General features: G+C 70.7%; 25 protein-coding genes. All 25 read left to right on the top strand.

Annotation, left to right across the window (positions count from 1 at the left end; all coding sequences use genetic code 11):
• Positions 1-85: 85 nt before the first annotated feature.
• The 25 genes from ABZT74_RS30175 (at position 86) to ABZT74_RS30055 (ending at position 23,033) form a co-directional block, all read left to right on the top strand.
• Complete coding sequence (locus ABZT74_RS30175) at positions 86-337, top strand: hypothetical protein (protein ID WP_356440072.1); 252 nt, start codon at positions 86-88, stop codon at positions 335-337.
• Positions 338-956: 619 nt separating this feature from the next.
• The gene (locus ABZT74_RS30170) at positions 957-1,385 is read left to right on the top strand and encodes a hypothetical protein (protein WP_356440069.1); all 429 of its coding nucleotides are present in this window, start codon (positions 957-959) and stop codon (positions 1,383-1,385) included.
• Positions 1,379-2,101 carry a hypothetical protein gene (locus tag ABZT74_RS30165; RefSeq protein WP_356440066.1) on the top strand — a complete coding sequence of 241 codons (723 nt, stop codon included), beginning with the start codon at positions 1,379-1,381 and terminating at the stop codon, positions 2,099-2,101. Before ABZT74_RS30170 ends, ABZT74_RS30165 begins: the two co-directional genes overlap by 7 nt.
• A gap of 402 nt (positions 2,102-2,503) precedes the next feature.
• On the top strand, positions 2,504-2,803 hold the full coding sequence (locus ABZT74_RS30160) for a hypothetical protein (protein ID WP_356440063.1): 300 nt from the start codon (positions 2,504-2,506) through the stop codon (positions 2,801-2,803).
• The gene (locus ABZT74_RS30155) at positions 2,800-2,994 is read left to right on the top strand and encodes a hypothetical protein (protein ID WP_356440060.1); all 195 of its coding nucleotides are present in this window, start codon (positions 2,800-2,802) and stop codon (positions 2,992-2,994) included. Before ABZT74_RS30160 ends, ABZT74_RS30155 begins: the two co-directional genes overlap by 4 nt.
• Positions 2,994-3,638, top strand: coding sequence for a hypothetical protein (locus ABZT74_RS30150; protein ID WP_356440057.1), 645 nt, complete (start codon positions 2,994-2,996; stop codon positions 3,636-3,638). Before ABZT74_RS30155 ends, ABZT74_RS30150 begins: the two co-directional genes overlap by 1 nt.
• 41 nt (positions 3,639-3,679) lie before the next feature.
• On the top strand, positions 3,680-3,985 hold the full coding sequence (locus ABZT74_RS30145; protein ID WP_356440054.1) for a hypothetical protein: 306 nt from the start codon (positions 3,680-3,682) through the stop codon (positions 3,983-3,985).
• A 25-nt stretch (positions 3,986-4,010) separates the two neighbouring features.
• On the top strand, positions 4,011-5,237 hold the full coding sequence (locus ABZT74_RS30140; RefSeq protein ID WP_356440051.1) for a hypothetical protein: 1,227 nt from the start codon (positions 4,011-4,013) through the stop codon (positions 5,235-5,237).
• Positions 5,238-5,246: 9 nt separating this feature from the next.
• Positions 5,247-5,711 (top strand): hypothetical protein, encoded by a 465-nt coding sequence (locus ABZT74_RS30135; RefSeq protein ID WP_356440048.1) that lies wholly within the window; start codon positions 5,247-5,249, stop codon positions 5,709-5,711.
• A gap of 13 nt (positions 5,712-5,724) precedes the next feature.
• Positions 5,725-7,908, top strand: a complete 2,184-nt coding sequence (locus tag ABZT74_RS30130; protein WP_356440045.1) for a hypothetical protein — start codon at positions 5,725-5,727, stop codon at positions 7,906-7,908.
• Positions 7,909-7,923: 15 nt separating this feature from the next.
• The gene (locus tag ABZT74_RS30125) at positions 7,924-8,244 is read left to right on the top strand and encodes a hypothetical protein (RefSeq protein ID WP_356440042.1); all 321 of its coding nucleotides are present in this window, start codon (positions 7,924-7,926) and stop codon (positions 8,242-8,244) included.
• 17 nt (positions 8,245-8,261) lie between these two features.
• The gene (locus tag ABZT74_RS30120) at positions 8,262-8,711 is read left to right on the top strand and encodes a hypothetical protein (RefSeq protein ID WP_356440039.1); all 450 of its coding nucleotides are present in this window, start codon (positions 8,262-8,264) and stop codon (positions 8,709-8,711) included.
• Positions 8,711-9,424, top strand: a complete 714-nt coding sequence (locus tag ABZT74_RS30115) for a hypothetical protein (protein ID WP_356440036.1) — start codon at positions 8,711-8,713, stop codon at positions 9,422-9,424. The genes ABZT74_RS30120 and ABZT74_RS30115 overlap by 1 nt, the downstream gene beginning before the upstream one ends.
• Positions 9,425-9,444: 20 nt before the next feature.
• Positions 9,445-11,130: a phage terminase large subunit gene (terL, locus tag ABZT74_RS30110; RefSeq protein WP_356440033.1), complete on the top strand. Its 1,686-nt coding sequence runs from the start codon at positions 9,445-9,447 to the stop codon at positions 11,128-11,130.
• A gap of 75 nt (positions 11,131-11,205) precedes the next feature.
• Complete coding sequence (locus ABZT74_RS30105; protein ID WP_356440030.1) at positions 11,206-14,514, top strand: phage portal protein; 3,309 nt, start codon at positions 11,206-11,208, stop codon at positions 14,512-14,514.
• Positions 14,511-14,915: an XkdF-like putative serine protease domain-containing protein gene (locus tag ABZT74_RS30100; protein ID WP_356440026.1), complete on the top strand. Its 405-nt coding sequence runs from the start codon at positions 14,511-14,513 to the stop codon at positions 14,913-14,915. Before ABZT74_RS30105 ends, ABZT74_RS30100 begins: the two co-directional genes overlap by 4 nt.
• Positions 14,916-14,921: 6 nt before the next feature.
• Entirely contained in the window at positions 14,922-16,580 is a 1,659-nt protein-coding gene (locus ABZT74_RS30095; protein ID WP_356440023.1) for a hypothetical protein, read from the top strand.
• Positions 16,581-16,670: 90 nt separating this feature from the next.
• Positions 16,671-18,152, top strand: coding sequence for a hypothetical protein (locus ABZT74_RS30090; protein WP_355883193.1), 1,482 nt, complete (start codon positions 16,671-16,673; stop codon positions 18,150-18,152).
• 105 nt (positions 18,153-18,257) lie between these two features.
• Positions 18,258-18,788, top strand: coding sequence for a hypothetical protein (locus tag ABZT74_RS30085; RefSeq protein WP_356440020.1), 531 nt, complete (start codon positions 18,258-18,260; stop codon positions 18,786-18,788).
• 27 nt (positions 18,789-18,815) lie between these two features.
• Positions 18,816-19,670, top strand: a complete 855-nt coding sequence (locus ABZT74_RS30080) for a hypothetical protein (RefSeq protein ID WP_356440017.1) — start codon at positions 18,816-18,818, stop codon at positions 19,668-19,670.
• Between the two features lies 1 nt (position 19,671).
• Positions 19,672-20,205, top strand: a complete 534-nt coding sequence (locus ABZT74_RS30075; protein ID WP_355883200.1) for a hypothetical protein — start codon at positions 19,672-19,674, stop codon at positions 20,203-20,205.
• 73 nt (positions 20,206-20,278) lie between these two features.
• Complete coding sequence (locus tag ABZT74_RS30070) at positions 20,279-20,674, top strand: hypothetical protein (RefSeq protein WP_356440014.1); 396 nt, start codon at positions 20,279-20,281, stop codon at positions 20,672-20,674.
• A 4-nt stretch (positions 20,675-20,678) separates the two neighbouring features.
• On the top strand, positions 20,679-21,926 hold the full coding sequence (locus tag ABZT74_RS30065) for a hypothetical protein (protein ID WP_356440011.1): 1,248 nt from the start codon (positions 20,679-20,681) through the stop codon (positions 21,924-21,926).
• Between the two features lie 58 nt (positions 21,927-21,984).
• Complete coding sequence (locus tag ABZT74_RS30060) at positions 21,985-22,338, top strand: hypothetical protein (protein WP_356440008.1); 354 nt, start codon at positions 21,985-21,987, stop codon at positions 22,336-22,338.
• A 245-nt stretch (positions 22,339-22,583) separates the two neighbouring features.
• Positions 22,584-23,033, top strand: a complete 450-nt coding sequence (locus ABZT74_RS30055) for a hypothetical protein (protein WP_355883216.1) — start codon at positions 22,584-22,586, stop codon at positions 23,031-23,033.
• Positions 23,034-23,149: the final 116 nt, after the last annotated feature.

Below are 23,149 nucleotides of genomic sequence, written 5' to 3'. Positions count from 1 at the left end.
ATCAGTGCGTCCGCATACGGAACAGGCTTCGCGACTACGCGGGGCCTTTTCTGTTTCCCAAGAGCCCTCGAACCCGGAGGTGACCATGGACCTCAGCGGCGACCTGCAGACAACGTTCTGGACCGCCCTCGAGGCCGCCGAGGCAGCGGGCGTGAAGCCCAACGTCGTACGGAACTGGAAATACCGCGGCCGCCTCGTACAGGCCCGCACGGCCGACGACCGGCCCATGAGCAACCTCGCAGGGCAGCCTCTTTTCCGCGCGATCGACGTCATCCGCGCGGAAAAGGCGACCAGGACACACGCGCGCCGCACATACGCGGTCCCCGTCCCCGCCTGACCTGCTCCCAGCCGGCCGCTCCGCCCCACCGACTCCGCCCTGCCGCGCACCAGCGGATGAGGGCGGCGACGGACCGTCGTCGGGCAGCGCCGAGGGTCGCCGCGCGGCGGCGGTCCACCACCCACTCCGCTGCCCGGGGGACAGGGGCGCCTGGGCGGGCACTCGTGAGCCTCTAGGGACAGGGAGCTCACACCGGGCAGCGGATCAAACTCCTCACCGGGACGGGATACGGGAGCCACCCCGGTGAGGATCAATGTGTCGTCCGCCGATGCGACACGGGCAATCCGCGAGGACCCCACCGGCCCCGGCGGCACGTGCTCCGCCGGGGCCGTTCCCACACTCCGCGCGCCACGGTGTCCACCCCTGCGGCGCGCGGGGAAGCCTCCACCCTTCCGGCGGATGGTCTGCTGCTCACCCGGTGAGCGGACTGGCTCGACACCAGGCAGATCAGCGAAGGGGAAGGTCGCGGGTTCAAATCCCGCCCGGCCACCAAGAGCTGCGCGCGGCTCGGCCGGTAGCTCAGTTGGGCAGAGCGTCCCCGGGGCGCCGCCGGTCAGTCGCGGATCCTCGCCCCGCGGGCCGGCGGCATCTTCCTCCAACACCCACCGGAGGTGACGTCGTGCAGATGCACACGGTTCAGCAACTGCAGGAGTGCCCGTGCGCCGGGCTGTACGTCTACACCGGCGGGAACTCCCGTATGGGCAGACACGTCGAGTGCTGCGCCGAGGCGTGGCTAGAGGTTCTCAAACTGCCGGCCGAGGAGCGAGAAGCCTCCACAGCGTGGGAGCGGATCGGACACGACACTGCGGACGAGGCCTACGCTCACATGCGCACCGTCCTCCTGGATCGCCTCGACCTCGAGCGCCAATCGGGAGACTGGTCAGGCTGCACCGCCCCAGTCAACGGCCGCATCTGCGACACCCCCACCAAGCACGTGGCCTCCATCCCACCGATGCACTTCCAAGAGGCGCTCTGCGACGAGCACCGCAGCCGGGAGACCGTCGAAGCCATGTGGGAAGGCCCGGGCGACTGGTCCGGCTCTTGGTGAGGCCGGTTACCCAGTCGATCCTCCACGGCGACCCCGACGGCCGGCCCGGCAACTGCCTCCAGGCCGCCGTCGCCTCACTCCTGGAGCTCCCGCTGCAGGCCGTGCCGCACTTCCTCCTCCTCGACGACTGGTGGGGCACCGTCGTCGACTTCTGCCGTCTCCACGGCGTCGACGTCCACGAGCAGTCACCCGACGAGCCCTGCGCGTACGGCATGGCCTTCGGCTTCTCCGAGCGCGGCGTACGCCACGCCGTCTGCTGGATCGACGGCCGCATTGCCCACGACCCCCACCCGTCACGGCGCGGCCTGGTCACCCTGACCGAGCTAATCGCCTTCCACCCCGTCCAGCCGCGCCCCACGGTCGCTCGCCCCCAAGGACAACCGCCCATGTCTCAAGACCCCCCAGCCCAGACAGAGCCCGCCGCCGAGTGGCCGCCTCCCGCGCCGCTCCTCGGGCAGCGCGTCCTCTACCGGCTCACCCGCGACGACGTCCGCGCCATCGCCAGGCAGCGCCTCACCTCCCACACCCGGGCGCCCGGCATGCGCGCCGGCGACGTCTTCCCGGGAGTCATCGTCCGCGTCACCGACGGGGCGCTGAACGCTGAGCCCTGCAGCCTGCAGGTGTTTCTCGACGGTCCCGACGCGTACTGGGTGCAGAACGTCCTGCGCGGCAAGGAGCCGGGCACCTGGACCTGGTCGGCGTGGGCGGGGGCCTGACATGGCGGCCGTACCGAAGCACTTCACCTTCGGCTGCCCTGCGTGCTCCGAGCCGATCCGACTGGAGCTGCAGCTCGGGCCGGCCACGAAGGAGCAGGGGCGGCTTACCGCGGAACTCACGACGGACGTGGCGCCCTTGACGGAGCACCTGGCCGACGTGCACGGCCTTACCGCCGAGGCGCCGCGCTGTGGAACGCCGTCAGCTGTCTCCGAGACTCACGCCGACGCGGAACCCGTGACCGGCCGCCGGGCCCCCGCGCTCGCGGCGAACGCTGCTGCTACCGCCGGGGTCACCTTCCACGTTCACCGGGCTCCGGACCCAGCCCTCGTGGCCGCCGCGGTCCGGAGCGAGGCACGGCATGCGGAGCGGACCGCCGCTCGATACCCGCTCGGAGGCCGAGGATGACCACCAGCGATAGCGGGGCCGAGCAGAAGCCCCGCCTCAACCGGGAGAAGCGCCGGGCCCGGAAGCGCGCGGTCATCAAGCAGCTCTTGGACGGACCGCCGAAGAAGCCCGTGTGCGGGCAGGCCAAGGCCGCTGCCCGTGCCCGCACCTCGGGCAACGCTCAGCCAAAAACGTCCAAGGGCGACCGGTCGCTCAAGGCGCGTGCCCGGGAGCTGCAGGCCTCCACGGGCCAGCCGTACGGCGTGTGCCTCGCCGAGGTACGCAGCCTTGAGGCGGCGCGGCGAGGAGCGCGATGAGTAGCGAGCAGGCTGCCGCTCCGCACTCCGCTGAGCTCCGCATGGTCGTCCGGCGTGCTGACGGCTCCGTCGAGGATCACGGCATCGTCGCCGCCCACTACAGCAACCCGGTGAAGGCCGCCTGGTGGCATCTCGTCGGCCGCCCGCTCGCCAACCGTCGTATCGCTCGTTCCAACCGTAGGAGGGCCTGATGGGCGCTGTCGTCACTGCCAAGGGGCGGGAGATCATCGCCAACCGGATGCGCGGCTCAACGCCGTCGCAGGCCGAGCCGCTCAACCTGGCCTGGGGCCAGAACCCCGCCGGCCTCACGGCCGCGACCACCGACGTCGGCCTGTTCAAGGAGGCCTCAGAGTCGCGGGTGGCCGGCACGTCGTCCGTCGTGACCACGACCACCCCCAACGACAGCTATCAGGTCGTCGGGACGTTCACCTCCGGCTCCACGCAGTCGATCGCCGAGGTCGCCCTGTCCGACTCCGCGTCCAAGCCGACCGCCGTAGACGCGGTCCAGACGTCGTCGACCGTCATCGGCTCGAACTCCGCGACGTCACTGATCGTCGCGAACGGCGCCAACTTCTCGGTCAACCAGTACATCCAGGTACGCACCGAGGTCCTGAAAATCACGGCGATCAGCACCAACACGCTGACCGTGACGAGGGCGCAGAACGGGAGTGCGGCGATCTCCACGATCGCGCTGAACGACGTCGTGACCGGCGGGAACATTCCGGGGGTCAGCAACGTGACGAACGGCAGCCTGTACTTCCACGCCGAGCATGGCGCGCAGAACCTCGCGTCCGGCGACCAGGTCAGCTACACCCTCGCCGTCAAGCACACCTGAGCCGACCGCCACGCAGGTAGGACATCGAAGGGGAAATCGCCATGGCATGGGACGCCAGCGCCGGACCGTATCCCGGCTATCACCTGCACTTCGTCATCGGCCACGAGCCGCACCTGGGCGTCGACTTCGAGATGTTCATCCGCCTCGATCAGAGCGCCACAGGGACCTGGAACGACGTCATGGTCCGCGACGTCATCGAGGGCATGGTGTCGCGCGGCTACAAGCTGCGAGGCGCGGAGCTGTCCAAGAAGTACTTCCTCGACCAGGACGGCCAGGAGCAGACCGTCGAGATCGAGAACAACCTGTTCCCGATGCCCGACCACTGGATCTTCCCCGGCTGGGACTGACGGCAGATCCAGGGACGGGGGCGCCGTGGCCAGGCTGTACACGTGCGGCTTCGAGCTGCAGACGGCCGTCGGCGGCCTCGAGTTCTCCGAGGTCTCGACGAGCGCGCCGACGATCTCCACTACGGTCAAGCGCGCCGGCGCCGCGGCGATGCGCTTCAACCCGTCCGCCACCGTGCAGTACATCTCGCACCAGTTCGGTTCGGTCGCGGCCCGGCACGTCTTCTACCGGATGTACCTGTGCGTGGCGACGATGCCGAACGTCGACACCATCGTCATGGCCAGCTGCGACGGCCTCGGTTCACCAGGACGCAGCCCGCGTCTGTTCCTGCAGACGAATGGCTCCCTGCGCACGTCTACGGGCTCTGGCACCACGCACACGTACGTGGGCGGCTCGTCGGACGTCCTCAACGTCGGTCAGTGGTACCGGGTTGAGATCGACTACGACTCGGTCAACGACATCCAGCACTGCTACCTCGACGGCTTCGACTTCTCCGGGGCCGTCGCCGGCGCAGGCTTCACCGGATTCGAGGCCCCCGTCCTGCGCGTCGGCGCGTTCACGGACGTCGTAGCGGGCTCCACCACGTGTGACCTCTACATCGACGACATTGCGATCAACGACGACACGGGCTCTGTCCAGAACTCGTTGCCCGGGCCGGGCAATGTCGTCCACTTGCGCCCGGACTCCGCCGGCGACGCGAACGGCTGGGCCACCGCGGTCGGTGGAACGGCCGGGGTCGCGAACAATTTCACCCGGGTCAACGAGGTCACGCCCAACGACCTGACCTCGTACAACCAGACGGCGTTGACTGGTACGACGACCACGGACGACCTCAACTTGGTGTCCGCGTTCTCCGCCGGCATCGCCCCCGCCGACCAGATCACCCTGGTCCAGGTCGGTGGCCGCGTCGGCAGCATCGCGACCACGGCCGCGAGCATCGTCTACCGCCTCAAATCCCAGGCGAGCGGCACCACCGTGGAGTCCGCATCGGTGTCCGTGGCGCTCAACGGCTGGGCGACGCACGTCAACAACACCATTCGCCCGTACCAGCTGACCTCGTACACCGATCCGCAGAGCGGCGGCGTGTGGAGGCCCGCTCTGTTGGACACCGCGCAGATCGGCTACCGGGGCAACGTCGCTCAGACGACCACGCGCCGGGTGAGCACGCTCTGGCTGCTGGTGGAGTTCAACCCGACCGCGCCTGTCCGGCCGGTTTTCCTGGGCCAGGCCGTCGGGCGGGCCAGCCTGAGATGAGGAGGCCACGTGCCCGGGAACTACGACTACACGGTGGTGACGCCGAAGATCACGCTCTCTGCGTCGTCCACGAAGACGCTCCTCCTCCTCGCCCCCGGCACGCCTGGGCTGAGGCTGACGGAGCTCGGTGTGAGCTTCGACGGTTCCACCACGGGCACCGGCGTCCAGGTCGACCTCTACCGAGTGGTCACCATCGGCAGCGCAGCTGGCACCAGCGTGACGCCGGCGAAGTTGACCGACGACAACTCGCCCGTGGCGACCGCAACCGCAGCGCACTCGCTGACCGTGGAGCCGACGACGGTGACGATCCTCAGATCGTGGATGCTGTCGCCGTTCGGCGGTCTCCTGGCCATACAAGAGGTGCTCGATCGGGAGGTCGGGGCGATCACCTCGGGCGCGCGAATCGGCCTGCGCTACACCACAGCCGCGGGCGTCACCCCGGGCTGCGTCGCTTACCTCGGATTTGCGGAGTAGCGGGGAGTAGCCGATGGCCCGGTTCGGGCGTGGCAGGCCGCACGGCCCGATCGTCATCCCGCCCGTACGCGCGACCGGACCGGTCGTCTACAACGTCTCCCTCACCGCCACGGCCAACATCACCGCGTCGACAGGGCGTACCGGCCTGCTGACTCGGGCCGCCACCGTCTCTACGACGGCGGTCGCCGTCCGCGCCGTGGCCCTGACGCTCCTGGCGGCCGTCACCGTCCTCACGGGCGGCTGCCGGCGCGCAGCGGCCCTGGTCCGCTCCGCGACGGTCGGCACGGCCTCCGCGCTCCTGCGGGCGATCGCCCTACCTCGCACAGCCACCGTGACCACCACGGCGCTCGCTGCCCGTACGGTCGCTCTCCGCCTGCAGGCCGTCGCCGCGCTCACCGCCAGCGTCCGGCGACTGACCGCACTGGCCCGCACGATCACGCTCCTCACCACCGGGTCCGCCGGCCGCGCCACCAGCCTCACGCCCCTGACGACCACCGTGGCCACGACCGGCAGCAGCCGCCGTCTCGCGGTACTGACCCGGGCCACCACCCTTACCACCACCGGGCACACCGGCCGCACCGCCTCCCTGGGATCGCTGGCTGCGCTCCTCGGCACCACCGGCAGCGTCCGGCGCGCCACCGCGCTGCAGCGCGCGGCCACCGTGTCCGTGACCGGTGCCGTGCAGCGGACGGTAGTTCTGGCCCGTCAGGCCACAGTCGCCGTGAGCGGCACTGTGGTGTGGGGCCGCGGGGTCGGGATCGTCCTGCAGGCGGTCGTCGCCACGACCGGCCGCACCCTCCGTACGGCCACCCTGAACCGCGCCGCAGCCGTCCTGACCGCGCCGTCCGTACTCCGTGGGACGGCGCTCGCCCGGGCGGCCACCGCCGTGACGGCCGCGACCGCCCGCCGCACCGCCGGCCTGGCGCGGACCGTCACCGTGACCACCAGCACCGTCCTGGCGCGCTCCACGGCACTCGCCCGGGCGGCCACCGCGGGCGCCACCGGGCAGGCACGCCGCGCCACCAGCCTGACCCGCACGACCACCGTGGCGACCGCCGCCACCACGATGCGCCGCCTGGACACCGTCCTGGCCGCCCTGGTCAGTCTCACCGCAAGCGTTCGCCGGACCGGCCAACTCCCGCGCACTGCAACCCTGACCCTGTCCGCGACCAGCGCCCGGGCCACTGGGCTGCTCCGAACGGCCACAGTCCTCACGAGCACGGCGATCGCCCGGGGCAACTCCTACACGCGCACGCTCATGGCCACGGTGTCGACGAGCGCCTCGAGCAGCATCAGCCAGATCGCCCGCGGCATCTTCCTGGTCGCGACCGTCTCCACGACGTCCGCGATCGCCCGGACCGGCAGGCTCACGGCTGCGGCCGTCGCCGCCACCACCAGCACTGTGACCCGGGCAACCAGCCTCTACGCGGCCGCTCTTGCCGTAGTGCAGGCGCGGACCGGGCGGGCCACGGCGATCGCGCGCACCGCGAGCTCGGCCACCACCGCCACCGCGCGGCGTACGGCCGGCCTCACCCGGACAGCGACCGCGGCCACCACCGGGGCAGTACGACGCGCCGCCGGTCTGGCCCGGTCCGCAACCGCCACGCTCACCGGCTCACTCACCCGGGCAGCAGGCATCCACGAGAGCGCCGACGTCAGCACCAGCGGCGACCTGAGCCGGGCGACCGCCCTGACCCGGGCCACGACGGTCACGACCACCAGCCGAGCCGTCCGCCTCATCAACCAGGCCCTCGACGCCATCCTCGGGACGACCGCCGCGGCGACTGCCCGCGGCGCGACACGGCTGTTCCTCACGGCCACCCTCACCACCACCAGCCGGACCGCCCGGGCCATCGGCCTCCACCGGCAGACGGTCCTGGCGCTCACCGGCCGCACCCGCCGCAGCCTGCACGCCACGTACCAGGCCGTCGTCCTGACAGCCGCCGACGTGCGCTCCGGGCGCTACTACGAGGTCGTGCTCCAGGCGGTCGCCGAACTCACCGCCGCAGCAACCGGCGTGCGCGGCAACCTGCGGCGCCTGGTGCTGCAGGTGACTGGACCAGTGAGCCGCTGGCAGGTCGGCCAGGGCCTGCGCAGGTGGCAGGCACGCCTCACGGACGGCCGTTGGGGCGCCGGCGGAACACCCGGCCGCTGGGACGCCGACGAGTCCGACGAACGCTGGCACGCCAACGACTAGACCAAGGGGGCCCGGGTGCAGTCCATCGACCGCGACAGCCGCGAGTACGTCGAGGCCGAGGTCACCGCCACGGTCCAAGGCCTCCCGTACGACCCGACGTCCGATCTCGTGGAGTTCGCGTTCACCGCGATCGGGGCCCGGCCCGGGACTTGGTACACGGGCGGATGGGACGGCACCCAGCCGATCCCCGGCACCAACGCCTACCGCGCGCAAGTTCTCGTCGGCCCCAGCAGCGCCGGTCCGGTCCTCTCCAAGGGCAAGTACACCGTCTGGATCCGCATCACCGACAACCCGGAGCAGCCCGTCATTGCCTACGGGCAGCTCACCGTCACCTGACAGAAAGGACGGCCGTCGTGGACACCCTCACCCCGACCGAGCCCACCCCGACCGACCCTGACACCGCGCCCGCGCCTCCCGCTCCCGCGCCGGCGGGGCCCCCATGCGGACTCTGCGGCGACTCGGCGCTCGTCCACTGGATGCGCCGCCCCACCGACGAGGAGTACGCCCACTACAAGGCCCTCGAGCAGGACCGCTACAACCAGACCCTGCTCCTGGCCGACCCGCAGCTCCCCAAGCCCGTCCAGACCCCGCTGATCCCCGCCGCCGAGATGACGGTGGCCGTCTACGCGTGCGGGCCCCACGCGATCACCCTGGAGGACGCGGCGCTCATCCACTCCAGCGCCTGCACCGCCCCCAACGAGACCGATCTGCCCGGCCACGACTGTGTCGCTGAGCGGCTGCCCGCCGAGCCGCCCGAGGAGCCCGGCCCGCTGCCGGCGCACTGGACGTCCGGCGGCCAGTGATGGCGAACCGTACGGGCAACCTCGCCGAGCCCACCGACCGTCGCCGCTGCACCGCCCACAAGAAGGGCACGGACGGCGAGAAGGGCGAGCGCTGCAGGGCCTGGGCGCTCAAGGGCCAGACCGTATGCCGCTCACACGGCGGGAAGGCGCCGCAGAATCTGAAGGCCGGCCAGCGCCGCATCGCTGAGGAACGCGCGATGGGCCTCATGGAGACCTACGGCCGGAAGATCGAGACCACGGCTTCAGAGGCCCTCCTCGACGAGGTCAAGTGGACGGCCGGCCACGTCGCCTGGCTCCGCGACCGGGTCCGGGAGATCGAGGATCGCGCCCACGAGCAGGAGCAGGAGCCGGCCAGGGAGCGGACCGAGGACGACGACCGCTGGGGGCGCGGCTCCCGCCGCGGCGAGGAGAACCCCCTCATCTGGGGAATCACCCGCTACAAGTCCGGCGGCGACGACCACGGCACCACCGAGGAAGCCGCCCCCAACATCTGGCTCCGCCTCTACCAGTCGGAGCGCACGCACCTGGTCAAGGTGTGCGCGGCGGCGATCAGCGCCGGCATCGAGGAGCGCAAGGTCCGCATGGCCGAGCAGCACGGCGCCCTCGTGGCGCAGGTCATCCGGGCGATCCTCGCCGACCTGCAGCTCACCACCGAGCAGCAGGCCCGGGTGCCGGACGTTGTGCCCCGCCACCTTCGCGCTCTGGCCTCGTGAGCTGAGGGAGGCGGCTGCCCATGGCCGCCACGCTGGACTGGGCCGAGTACGCGGCCCGATCGTTCGAACCCCGGCCTGACGTCGACCGCTGGCCGACACCTGGGGCACTCGCCAAAGTGGTGGAGCCGGCCACCCAGCAGACCCCGGCCCTCGACCTCGTCGACGAAGCTGTCCGCTGGGCCTACAGCACCCCGCACGCCCGCCTGCTCGTCTCGATGCCCCCACAGGAGGGCAAGAGCCAGCGGGTGACGATGACAGGGTCGCTGTGGGCCCTGCACCGCAACCGCGACCTGCGGATCGGGATCGTCTCCTACAACAAGCCGCTCGCCGAGGGCTTCGGCCGCACCGTCCGCAACTGGATCACCACCTACAACGGCGACGACGGCACCCTCGACCTCGGCCTACGGATCGCCCGCGACAACGGCGCCGCCTCCCGCTGGCAGCTCTCCAGCCACGCCGGCGGCATCATCTGCGTCGGCCTCAAGGGCAGCCTCACCGGCCGGCCCCTCGACGCCCTCGTCATCGACGACCCCTTCGCCGACAAGGAGCAGGCCGACTCCGCCTACTACCGCGACCGGATCTGGGGCTGGTGGCAGTCCGTCGGCTCCACCCGCCTCGCCCCCGGCGCACCCGTCATCGTCATCCTCACCCGCTGGCACGAGGACGACATCGCCGGCCGCCTCCTGGCCGCAGAAGACGGACACCGCTGGCGCGTCCTCAACATCCCCGCACTCGCCGACCACGACCCCGAAAAGGGGCAGAGCGACGCCCTGGGCCGTGAACCCGGAACGTGGCTGCAGTCCGCCCGCGGGCGCACCCCCGAAGAGTGGGAAGCCATCCGCATCACGGCCGGCACCCGCGTCTTCAACGCCCTGTACCAGGGGCGCCCTTCACCGGACTCCGGCGACGTCTGGCAGCGCTCCTGGTGGCGCCGCTACGCCGTACCGCTGTGGACGCAGCACCCCACCGTGCCCGACGCCTACACGGTCGAGGAGGCGGACCAGATCGTCATGTCCTGGGACATGGCGTTCAAGGACACCAAGACCTCGGACTTCGTGGTCGGGCAGGTCTGGGCCCGTCGCGGCGCGAACGTCTATCTCCTGGACCAGATCCGTAAGCGGATGACGTTCACGGAGACACTCACGGCTTTCCAGGCCCTGGTCCGGCGGTGGCCCCAGGCCACGGGCAAGTACGTGGAGGACAAGGCCAACGGGACCGCCGTCATCAACACGCTCAAGTCGAAGATCCCCGGCATCGTCGAGATCACCCCGACGGAGAGCAAGTACGCGAGGGCCAACGCGGTCGCACCGGTCATCCAGGCCGGGAACGTCTTCCTGCCCGAGGCGGAGATCGCATTGTTCGACCCGGAAGAACTCATCACCGAGGCAGCCGAGTTCCCCAACGGGACGCACGACGACCAGGTCGACACCACCAGCCAGGCCCTCGCCCAGATGCTCCTCGACGGGACAGGCGCCCAGGCGTGGATCGACTACGTGCAGCGGCTTGCCCAGGCGGCGGCCGAGGCCCGCGCCCGCGGCGCCGACCCCTACGAGGCACAGGCCAAGGCCGTCGCCTCGAACCAGCCCGACGCCGACCCCGCAGACGCCGACGAGGGCACAGAGCCCGCGGCGGACCCCGAGCCCGAGGACCCAGTGGCGGTCCGAAAGCGGCTGCGTGACCAGGCATTCCGCAACCAGAACCGATAGAACACAGGGGGTGTCCTGGCCGTGAGTTGGCGCTCCCGACTGGCAAAGGTCTTCGGCGGCCGTGAGCCGGCCGCCATGGCAGAGGCTGAAGCCGCGGCCGGTATGACCATGGCCACCACGTTCTCCCCGGGCGCGCCGATCGCCCCGTTCGACGGCTACTCCCGGCAGCCGCGGTCCCACAACTTCACCACCGGCTACAACGTCGCCTCCCGGCCGAAGTCCAACGAGCGCGTCTCCTTCGACACGCTCCGGGGTCTCGTCGAGGCGTACGACGTGGCCCAGATGTGCATCTGGCACCGCATCGACTCCATCCGCGCCCTGGACTGGGCTGTGGTGCCCGCCGACGGTTTCACCGGCGACGCCACCGACGCCATCAAGATCGCCAAGGGGATCCTGCAGAAGCCGGACCGGCAGACGCCGTTCGCCGCCTGGCTCGCGAAGTGGCTGTACGACACTCTGGCGTACGACGCTGGCGCTCTGTACCGGCTGCGGAACCGCGGCAACCGCGTCATCGGTCTGAGCGTGGTCGACGGGACGACGATCGCCCCTCTGCTGGACTACTGGGGCAACTCCCCGGAAGACCCGGCCGAGGCGTACGTGCAGTACATCAACGGCACCGCGTGGAACTGGCTCACCCGCGGCGACATGATCTACGAGCCGTTCCGGCCGCGCTCCAATTCCCCTTACGGGCAGGCGCCGCTGGAGACGATCCTCCTCAACAGCAATACGGACCTCCGCTTTCAGGCGCATTTTCTGCAGAAGTTCACCGAGGGCAACATCCCCAAGGCGCTGGCGTCCGCGCCGGAGGGCTGGACGCCGGATCAGATCGCCCAGTTCCAGGCGGTCTGGGATGCGCTCATGCAGGGCAACCAGGAGATCCAGTCGCAGATCCGCTGGATCCCCGGCGGCGGGAAGATCGAGTGGTCCAGTGAGAAGGACTTCAGCGACGCCTTCAGCCTCTTCCTGATGCGCAAGACCTGCGCCGCCTACCACATCGTGCCCTCCGACCTGGGCTTCACCGAGTCCGTGAACAAGTCCAGCGGGGAGACGCAGGCGGACGTCCAGCACCGCGTCGGAGACCTCCCGCTGGCCGCCCACGTCCAAGGAGTCCTCACCGGCTTCCTCCAGGACGACATGGACCTGCCGGTCAAGTTCCTCTTCGACACAGGCCAGGAGAAGGAAGACCGCCTCGCTCTCGCGAAGGCCTGGGAGATCTACATCCGGACCGGAATGGCCAGCCCCGACGAAGGCCGTGAGGACACTCTCGGACTGCCCACGGACCCGCGCCGCCCCGTCCCGCGGTTCTACGCGACGAACGCCGGTCCGGTGCCGCTCCTGTCGATCGAAGGGATCGCAGGCAAAACCGACCCCGACACCCACGCCCCGGCCGAGGACCAGCCGGCGCTGCCGCAGCCCTACGTCGCACCTCCCGGTGTCGTACCGGCCACCGGCACAACGGACGACGCCGCCGCCCGAGCAGCGGAGGACGCCTACCAGCAGCAGCTGCGCGACGTCGCCGGCACAGGCCTCGCCAAGGAGGCGCCCGCAGCGGCGGTCGAGGGCATCACAGCGCAGACCGGCATCCACAGCGTCGACCTCATGGGCCGAACCACCCAGGCCGACGACGAGGACGAGGAGCAGACGGCAGCCGGCGCGCAGCAAGAGGCGCTGGCGAAGCGGGAGATGACGGCCTTCCGTCGCTTCCGTCAGGCCAGGCGTCGCACCGGTGCCTGGCGCGACTTCGAGTTCAGGACCGTCGACCCGGTCACCGCACACCGCCTCAACGACGGCGGCCGTCTCGCCGTCCGCAAGGCCGCCGGCGAGATCGCGGTCGCCGGGCTCGCCGTCCGCGCCGCAGACACCGGCCGCGTCCTCATGCTGCAGCGCGGCCTCGACGACACCGATCCCGCCTCCGGAAGCTGGGAGTTCCCCGGCGGCCACATCGAGGAGGGGGAGACGCCGCTCGCCGCCGCCTGCCGGGAGTGGTCCGAAGAAACCGGCATCGTCCTCCCGTACGCGCCGGAGACCGCGGCAGCCCTCGCCTTCGGCACCGCCCCGAACTGGGTCACCGGCATCTACCAGGGCTTCGTCTACGACATCCCCGCGGAAGCCGCCCTCGACCTCGGCTCCCGCGACCACGTCACCAACCCGGACGACCCGGACGGCGACTGCGTGGAGAGCATCGCCTGGTGGAACCCGGCCCAGCTGTCCGGCAACCCGGCACTACGCTCCGAACTCGCCGACGCCCTCGGCCAGGTACTCCGCCTCCTCACCCCGTGCCCGTGCTGCTCGGGGACGGGGGAGCACAGCAACGGCTGCGAATGCCTCCACTGCGACGCATCCGGCCAGGCCACCTCAGGGTCCGGTCCGGTGCCGTGTGAGGGGGCGCTCGACGACGTCACCGTCACCCCGGACGGCATCTACGAAGCGACCTGCCCCTGCGGCCTGCCGGCGGCCTACCACCCGCAGGATGGCTGGCAGCACGCCGACGGCTCCCTCAGCCACGACGACAACGAGACCGTCGCCGACAAGATGACGGCCGTCGCCAAAGCCGCCGCCGGCGAAGGCCCCGACGACGCCGACGACGGCGACAGCACGGAGCGGGACTGGCCGGGCTGGAGCATGGACAGGGAAGCGGTCGCCTACTGGGCGCCGCTGATCGCCGCCGCCTTCGAAGCCGGCGCCGACCCCGTCGCCCTCTCCAACGCGTGGATGGGCGTCGCCCCGGCCGCCAGGCATGACGAAGAGCTGCAGGTCCTCGCCCAGACCTGGTTGCAGAGCCAGCCCATCAACTTGCCGGACGCCATCCGGCAGACGATGGACGACCTCTACCGCGACGGCGTCGTCATCGGCTCGGCCTCCTCCGAGTCCGTCCTCTTCGGACGGCCCGTCGACTGGAGCAACTGGCGGCCCGGCGACGTCGAAGCCGCCCGCCTCCTCCTCGGACGCAACGCCAACGGCGGAGGCCTTGACGCCCTCCTGCACGATCGCGGCATCACCATCAAGTCCGTCGCCAACACGCGCCTCAACGAGCTCGGCCGCGCCCTCGCAGCCGGCGCAGCGCGCGGCGACAGCGCGGACACCATCGCCCGGTCCATCAGCGGCGTGCTCAGCAACCCGGCCCGCGCCGAGATGATCGCCACCACCGAGCTCGCCCGCGCGATCTCCGCAGCGAGCGTGTCCACGTACCGCCTCAACGGCATCCAGTTCGTCGAGTGGATGACCGCGGCCGACGAACGCGTCTGCCCGCTCTGCTACGCAAACGCCGACGGCGGCGCACGCCGCCTCGAGACGGAGTTCCCCTCCGGGGTCTACATGCCGCCGGCCCACCCGTACTGCCGGTGCGCGCTCGCGCCCGTCACAGCAGGAAGGCGCACACGATGACCCCCGAGCAGCGCTACGTCCTCGGCGTCGCATACCAGGCGGGCCCGGACCCGCGGATCCAGCGCGGCATGGACGGCGGCCGCGACTACTTCACCGCCGAGGAGCTGGAGAAGGCGGCCTGGACGTTCCTTCCATCCGGAGCGCAGGTCGGCCTTTTCCACGGCCCCGACGACACCGTCGGGCACGCCACCGTCGTCGAGTCCTACATCTGGCGCGCCGAGCCGTGGGACCTGGGCGACGGCGTGACGGTCCGCAAGGGCGACTGGCTCATCGGCGCGATCCTCGACGAGACCGCCTGGGCGCTCTTCAAGTCGGGTCAGGTCACCGGCTGGTCGCCCCAGGGCACCGGCCGCCGCCTCCCGGCGCAGCCCGTAGTCACCGACCCCCGCGCGCAGGAGTGATGAGGCATGACGACCCCGACCGACGGCGCCGAGTTCACCGAGCTCGTGGACGCGCACTTCCCGCGGGTGGACCTCGTGGACAAGGCCGCCAACGGGATGCGCTTCCTGATCGCCAAACGGGACGAGGGCCAGCCAGGGCTGTTCAGCCCGGGCTATGTCCGCGAACTGCTGGCCAAATCCGAACCCGAACTACTCAAGGAGATGGTGACGATGACGGGAAGCCCCGCCGCGATCGCCAAGGTCATTCACGACGCTGCCGCCCGCGCCGTCGCCAGCGACCAGGAAGCGACACGGCCGGCCAACGCTGTCGTCAAGGAGACGCCGGAGGCGACCGCACCGGGCGACCTCGACCCCACCGTCGCCCTGGCCGAACCGGACGAGACCGTCTCCGGCGACCCGAACGTGCCCGGCTCACCCGCCTGGGAAGCCGTCGATGCGGCCACCGCCACCAAGTGGACCGCCATCCTCGCCCGCGCCCGCCGCGCCCTGGACGTCCTCGTCGAGCGCGAGCTCCTCGAGCCCGCTGCAGGCGACCCGGGCGACTACGAGAACGTCATGGACCTCGGCGACGCCGCCTGCGCCGTCGACTACGCGATCAGCCTGCTCGCGCCGTTCGCCGTCGCTGAGCAGGCCGACGCCCTCACCCGCGACGACCGCATGGCCGCCGTAGGCAAGGCGCTCCACGGCTGGGACCCGGCCCCCCTCGACACGATTGAAGGACTCACCCAGGTCGCCAAGGCCGGCCGAGTCCTCTCCCAGGCCAACGAGAACGCGATCCGCGGCGCCGTCGACAGCCTCCAGAAGGTGCTCACGTCGCTGCCCCAGGCCCCTACAGCCACCGACGACGGCCAGCCGGTCACGAAGCAGGAGACGAAGAGCATGGACATCGCATCGCCGAGCGCCGCTGCGCAGGCCCTTGCCACGGCCCCGGCAGGTCTCGCGGACGGCCTCGCCGTCGCCAAGACGGCCGAGATGCCGGCAGCATCGGCGGCGGCCGTCGAGCCGGTGGAGAAGGCGAAGACGCCGCAGGTCGCCGTCTACGACAAGAGCGGCAAGCTGGTCGGCATCGTCGAGCCGGGCGACATCACGATGATCGCGGACGCCGAGCCCGACGCCCCGGCCGAGCCGGCCGCCGACGAAGCCGTCGCCGAGCCCGCGGCCCCCGAGACTCCCGACCTCGAGCCGGCCCCGCCGGCCGAAGTCGGAACCCCCGCCGACGGAATCCTCGTCGACGAGGACGTCACCAAGACCACCACCCCGACGACCGACACCGCACCCGACGACGAACTGCTCAAGCGCAGCGACGTCACGGCCATGATCACCGCAGCTCTCGCCGAGCGCAGCGACAGCCAGACCGAACTCCTCGCCCGACAGGCCGGGGAGATCGGTGAGCTGACGAAGAGCGTCGAGACGCTGACAGGACTGGTCAAGACGCTGGAAGAGCAGCCCGCCGCACCGAAGGTGTTCACCCAGGGAGCCGTCCCGCCGTCCACCGCCCTGCGCGGCCAGGACCGCGGCGGCCCGATGGCGGCCACGATCGCCCAGGGCCAGGAGCTGAAGAAGTCGCTCTACGAGGCTCCCGACGCGACCGCGCAGAACAAGATCGCCGTGGACATGCAGGCCCTGGCGATCGCGCAGCTCGCGCAGATCCACGGCGGCAACTGACCGCCTGGCGCGCCGCGCCCCCCTCCACCTCCAGAAGCCCCGTCACACGCCGTGTGCCGGGGCTTTTGCATGCGCAGAAATGAGCCACTCATGAACACCATGCAGGGCGTCACGGATGAGACGCTCGCCGGCCTGGACGCCATCCAGAAGGCACAGACCACCGGCGTTCTCACCGGGACCGGCATCTACAGCTACGACCTCTCCGGGCTCGTCAGCCTGATCCCGGTCGTCACTCCGTTCCGCGACAAGATCGCCCGCCGCCAGTCTCCGGACGGCAACCCGTACGCCGTGTGGCGCGCGATGATGAACGCCACCAACTCGCAGCCCGACCCGGCCATGGGCTTCGACTACGCGGCCCCCGAGACCGTCTTCTCGGAGCAGGACTTCCAGGCCCGGTACAAGCCGACGGGCTACGCCGGCCTCGTGACGCAGGACGCCTACGACCTGGCGAAGGGCTACGGCGACCCCTACGCGATCGCCACCTTCCAGGTCCTCAACCAGGTCCTGATCGGTGACGACCGCAAGCTGCTGGGCGGCCAGTCCTTCGCCCTCGCCCGGCCGTCGGCCCCGACCCTGACGCAGTCCGCGTCCGGCGGCACCATCGGCGCCGTGCAGGTCTACGTCGGCGTCGCCGCACGCACAGGCAGCGGCTACTACTTCGGCTCGGGTAACTCCCGCGGCAACTCCGCGACCACGACTTTCGGGTCCGGCTCCGCGAACAAGGTCACCGCCACCGTCCCGTCCGTGAGGGGCGCGGTCGCGTACGACTGGTTCTACAGCGCCAACGGCACGACCTGGTACTACTACAGCACCACGACCACGAACACCGTCGCGATCACCGCGACGATCAGCTCCAACAACACCGTCCAGTCCGGCACCGCACTCCCGGACATCTCGACCGTCGTCCCGACGTTCAACGCCGCGACCGACAACGGATCCGGCAACGCCAACGACTACGACGGCTTCCTGGCGTCCCTGGCGGGCGACTACAACGGCACCGGCCAGTGGGTCCAGCCCGGCACCGGCACCGGCAACCCGTCGATCAACAACTCCCTCGACGGCGCCGCGCTCACCCTCGCCGGCGGCAACATCTCCGAGATCCAGGACAAGCTGTTCCTGCCGCTGTGGCAGCAGGTCAAGTGCTCCCCGACCGCGCTGATGATGAACGCGGTCCAGGCGCAGCAGATCGCCAACCTGATCCTCGGTTCGACGTCGGCGACGACGTTCCTCAACACCGACACCTCCGGCCGCATCAACGTCACGGCCGGCGGACGGGTCGGCGAGGTCGTGAACACGTCGGCTGGCGGCATCCCCGTGCCGATCGAGGTCCACGTCTCGCTGCCCCCGGGCACCATCCTGGCAAGGACCGACCGCGTGCCGTTCCCGCAGGCCAACGTCGACTCGGTCCTCGAATACCGGGCGCTGCGCGACACCGCGCAGTTCGACTACGGCATCAGCCGCGTCGCGAACTCCGCCGGCGGCGGCCCTCGCAAGGAGTTCGAGATCCGCTCCGTGGGCGCGTTCCTGAACAAGGCCCCGGTCGCGATGGCGGCGCTGCAGAACATCGGCTGACCCGCCCGGCCCGGCGGTCCGAACCACCGCTCTCCTCTCCGGTGCAGGTCCCCTCCACGGGCCTGCACCGGGGCCCTCACCCGTCACCAGCACAGGAGCAGCACCATGCGTCTGTACACCCTCACGGGCGCCACCGCGCTCGAGGACCCCGAGTTCGGCAAGTACGAGGCCGACGAGCAGGGCGGATTCGACTTCCCCAACGAACTCTCCAGCCGCCTCCACAACTTCCATGTGGGCGGGAAGCCCGCCTGGGAGGACGACATCGAACGTCAGCAGCGCCTCATGACCGAGGAGCTGGAGCGCCGTAAGGACCCGGCCACGCTGCTGGACGCCGTGCAGCAGATCGTCATGGCAGCCCAGAACGTCGCAGCGGGACAGCAGGCCGGCCCGACGGCTGGCGGCGGAGACGGCGACTCTTCGGCTCCGAACGACGATGCCAAGGGCGGCGACGGCGACGGCCAGGGCGACGGGGACGTCGGCGACGGCGACCAGGGCGACGGCGACGCCAAGGACGAAGAGGACGGCGACCAGGCGGATACCGAGGACACCGGCGGCGACAAGGACACCGCGGCCGACACCTCCGCACCGGCCAAGAAGACCGCGAAGAAGACCGCCAAGGGCAAGCCTTCCAAGTAGGGCGTCAGCGCCGGAAGGAGGCCCTCGGTGCCCACCACGCCGTACGTGACCGCGGCCGAGTTCGCGGCGCACCCCACCTATCTCGCCCTGGACAACCTGCGCCAGGACAACTCGGACCCGGACGCCCAGACCGCTGCGCTGACCAACATCCTCCTCATGGCCTCGGCCTGGGCGGACAGCGAATGCAACCAGCCCCTCGGCGCCCACGTCGTCACTCGCACACAGCGCGCCCGCTGCGACCGGGACGGCAACCTGCAGCTCATCGCCAACCGCTTCCCCGTGCTGTGGGTCGCCGCAGCCTCATACGGCCCACGCCCCGCCGACCTGGCCAACGTCCCCGACGTGACAGCGGCGTGGATCGAGGAGCAGCGCCTGGCCCTCGTCCCCATCGGCGGAGCGCGCAGCATGTCCGGGCCCGGCCACTACGTCCGCTGGACGTTCGTCGCCGGCCGCGTCGCGACCCTCGTCGACGAGGACGCGGACGATGCGGCGATGGCGATCACCGTCGCTGACCCGACCGGCATCCAGCCGGGCGAGGCATACCGGCTGTGGGAGCCCGGCGTCGAGGAGACCGTCACCGTCGCCGACGACTACATCCCGGCCGCCGCAGGTACAGCACCGCAGCCCACCGAGATCCCGCTGGCAGCACCGACCCTCCACGCCCACGGCGAGGGATTCAGCTTCACCGGGATGACGTCCGATCTGCGGCTCGCCGTCGTCTCCTACGCGGCGAGCCTCCTCATGCGCCCGGACACGGCGGCCGAGGACGAGTACCCGGACAACAACGCCTCGTCCACCCGGTCCAAGGACTCGCGCCCCACCGGCCTCGGCCTGGTGAAGGAAGCCCGCCGCATCCTGATGTCGGAGACGGTGGTGGGCTGACATGGCGATCACTGAAGTCCTCGACGGGATCTGCCGCTACTTCGGCGGCGACTACGACCCCGCCACCCGCACCTACCGCACCTCGGCTGTGGCCGGAGTCGGCGTCGTCCGGCGCGGGGCGCCCAAGGACAACAATGCAGCCGAGTACTTCGTCGGCATGGAACCCGGCACGCGCACGGGCAGCGTGATCCTCGTCTTCATCCCCACCCAGCACGAGTACCGGCGAGCCCTGGGCGGCGAGCACGGTGGCGTGAAGCAGGTCGTCTACGACGTCCGCCTACGCACGTTCCTGCGCAGCAACACCTCGTACGCCGAGGACGCGCAGGACGACGCCTACGCGCTGCGCGACGCCCTCCTGGAGTGGATGCGCCGCGACCGCACCCTGGGCGGCTGTGTCTTCCAGGCCGGCGAGCACGTCACCGAGTCCGGCGCCGACGGCATCGACGTGCAGTACTCGGAGCCGTCGACGGCCGCCAACCTCACCAAGGGGTACTTCGAGCTGCGCTTCGCCGCCGTCGAGTTCGTCGCTGCCTGACCCGTAGCCACCCCGCAGCCCCCGGACGCCGCCTCGGCCGGGGGCTTTCGTAACTCACGGACCGGAGGGCCCCATGCCCAAGACCACCGCCGCTCGTAAGGCGGCCGCCCAGGACGCAGACACCGAAGCCAAGGACGAGGGCGAAAGGGTGCCGGACACGACCGAGCAGCCGACGGCCGACACGGACGCTCCGGACGACGTGGTCCCCGAGGAGGACTCTGACGGCCTCCCGCCCGGGGTCTACGCGTACGTCTACGGCATCGGCTGCGTGTACCCCCACGTCCCGCTCACCTGCCACGCCCACCAGCCGTTCGTCGCCGCGACCGAAACGACCCCCGAGATCGCGGAGGTCGAGGCGACGGTCTTCGAGTGGACGGACGGCCCGCCGGACGACGGCCGCTGGGCGAAGACCCGACGCAAGCCGAACCAGGCCGCCGACAACGCCGGCCCCCTGAGCAGCAAGGAGTAAGCCGGTGTCCACCCCAGTTACGTACGCCCCCCAGAAGCAGTTCGTCGGGATCGCCAACGAGACGGTCCAGGGCACGCCGGTCAACATGACCGCGACCATGCTCGTCGACTCCTTCAAGCCCAAGGACAGCCCGAAGTTCCTGGAGGACAAGGCCTGGCGTGGCGCCATGGCCGACGACAGCTTCGCCCAGATCCCCGGAACGCAGATCGCCGACCTGGACCTCGGCGGCCCTGTGTTCCTCGACGGGCTCGGCTACGTCCTCCGCAACATCATGGGCGACCTCTCCACCACAGGGACGTCGACCGGCACTGGTGGCACCACCCTCTCGACGGGCGCGGCGGTCGGTGCCTCGAGCATCTCCACCGTCGCGACGATCCCCAACGGGACCGTGGTCCAGATCGGCACCGGAGCCACGGCCGAGGTCTTCACGACCGGGACGCCCACCGGCTCCGGTCCGTACACCATCCCGCTCTCGTCGCCTACCGGCGGCCTCGTCTACCAGCACGCCTCCGCGCAGGCCGTCCAGCCTGTGACCGGCCCGTTCACGTACGCCTGGAGCCTCCTCAACTCGGGCACTGGCCAGCCGCCTTCGCACACGCTGACCCACATGCTCGGCCCGACCGCGACCTCCGGCGCACGCCAGTACCCGGGCGCGTGCTTCAGCGAGGTGGGCTTCAAGTGGAACTCCGAGAGCGACCTCTTTACCTGGGACGCCAAGGCGACCGCGTACCCGTCCGTGGCCCTCGGCTCCGCTCCGACGTCCAACCCCGGCTCCACCGCGCCCATGGCGTCCTGGCGGATGGCCGTGGGTATCGGCGGCCCTGCGGCCGGGGGCACGCTCATCCCGACGGTGATGGACGGTGAGGTCACCATCAAGCGGGAGCTCACCCCGTACTTCACCGGCAACGGGGTGCAGTCGCCGTACATCATCCAGCGCGCCGGCCTGGCCGTTGAAGGCAAGCTCTCCTTCATCGCGGCGTCCGAGTCGCCGTACCTCTACATGATCAACAACACGCAGCCTCAGCTGCAGCTGCTGATCTCCAACGGGCTGGCCGGACTCTCCGCCGGCTCCGTGCAGTTCGACTTCGCGAAGGCGGCATTCACCGAGTCCGAGCCCGACGGCTCGAAGTCCGCCGTCGAGTACAGCGACGTCTTCAAGGCCGTCCTCAACACCACGAACGCCGGCGGCAGCGGCTCCTACAGCCCCTGCAAGGTCAGCGTCACCTGCAACGTCACCCCCGGCACCTACTGACCCAGCCGCCGAAAACCCTCCACCCTCACACCCTCACCAGAAAGCACGAGGCACCACCATGACGCGCGCCACCCTCCCCTCCGGAGCCTGGATCGAACTCCGCGACCCCAACACCCTCCTGCGCGGGGACAAGAAGCGAATCCTGGAGGCCATGCCGGACACGGACAACAACATCAGGCTCGGCTTCTCGATCATCGACGGACTCCTGCAGGCGCTCGTCACCGCATGGTCGTACGCGCTGCCCATCCCGTCCGAGAATCCGGAGTCTCTCGAGCTGCTGCCGATCGGCGACGACGAGGAACTGGCGGAGGCCGTCGAGCCCGGCCGGCTGCTGCTCTTCCCGGAGCCGGTGAAGGAGACGCCGGAGCAGCTGGAGAACCCGACGTCCCCTACCGCACCCTCCGCCGTCTGAAGCTCCGGCTGGAGGGGAAACCCGTCGCAGGCGACTGGCCCGTCACCGACTACGACAGGGCAGTCGAATACGTCCACTACGCCGAGCGCTGGCACTGGACACCCGAGCAGGTGGACCGCCTCCCCGCCTGGCTCGACGCGACGATGCTGCCCGTCGCCGAGCTCTTCGACGAGCTCCGCAAAGAGGCTCGCGAGCGTGCAGAGGCCAAGGCCGAGAAAGAGGCGCAACGGGGGAGGTGAGTCCCCGTGTCAGGTGCTGTCCAGATCGTCGGACTGGCCCGGCTCAACGCCGAACTCGTCCGCATCGAGGCGGACCTGCAGCGCGCGACCCGCGTAGCAACGGCGCACGCTGCGCATCTCGCCGAAGCGGCGATCAAGCAGCTGCTCACGACGTCGAGCCACCCCAAAGGGACGCCGACACCGAGCGCGCCCGGTGAGCCCCCGTCGCTCGTGTCCGGCACCCTGCGCCGCTCCATGAAAGTCGTCGGCCCCGTGCCCGCCGGCTTCGGGCGCTGGCTCGCCGAGGTCGGACCCACAGCCGTCTACGGCCGTATCCAGGAGCTCGGCGGCACGGCAGGCCACGGCTCCGAACTCCCCGCCAGGCCGTACGTGATGCCCGCCTACGAGCGGCTCGTGGCTGGCGGAGCGATCGCCCGGACCTACCACGTCGCCTGGCGGGCCGCGCTCTCTCACTAACCCACCCCGGCAGCCCCTGACCGCCTTCGGGCTGTCACGGGGCTGCCCGCTTATGCCCGGAAGGCGGTGAGCCGGCATGAGTGGTGGCGGCGGTGGAGGGGGACTGCTTCCCCCGG

It is taken from the genome of Streptomyces sp. NPDC005302 (genome assembly GCF_040607345.1).
GTDB lineage: Bacteria > Actinomycetota > Actinomycetes > Streptomycetales > Streptomycetaceae > Streptomyces.
This window is presented reverse-complemented; position numbering and strand designations above follow the sequence as displayed.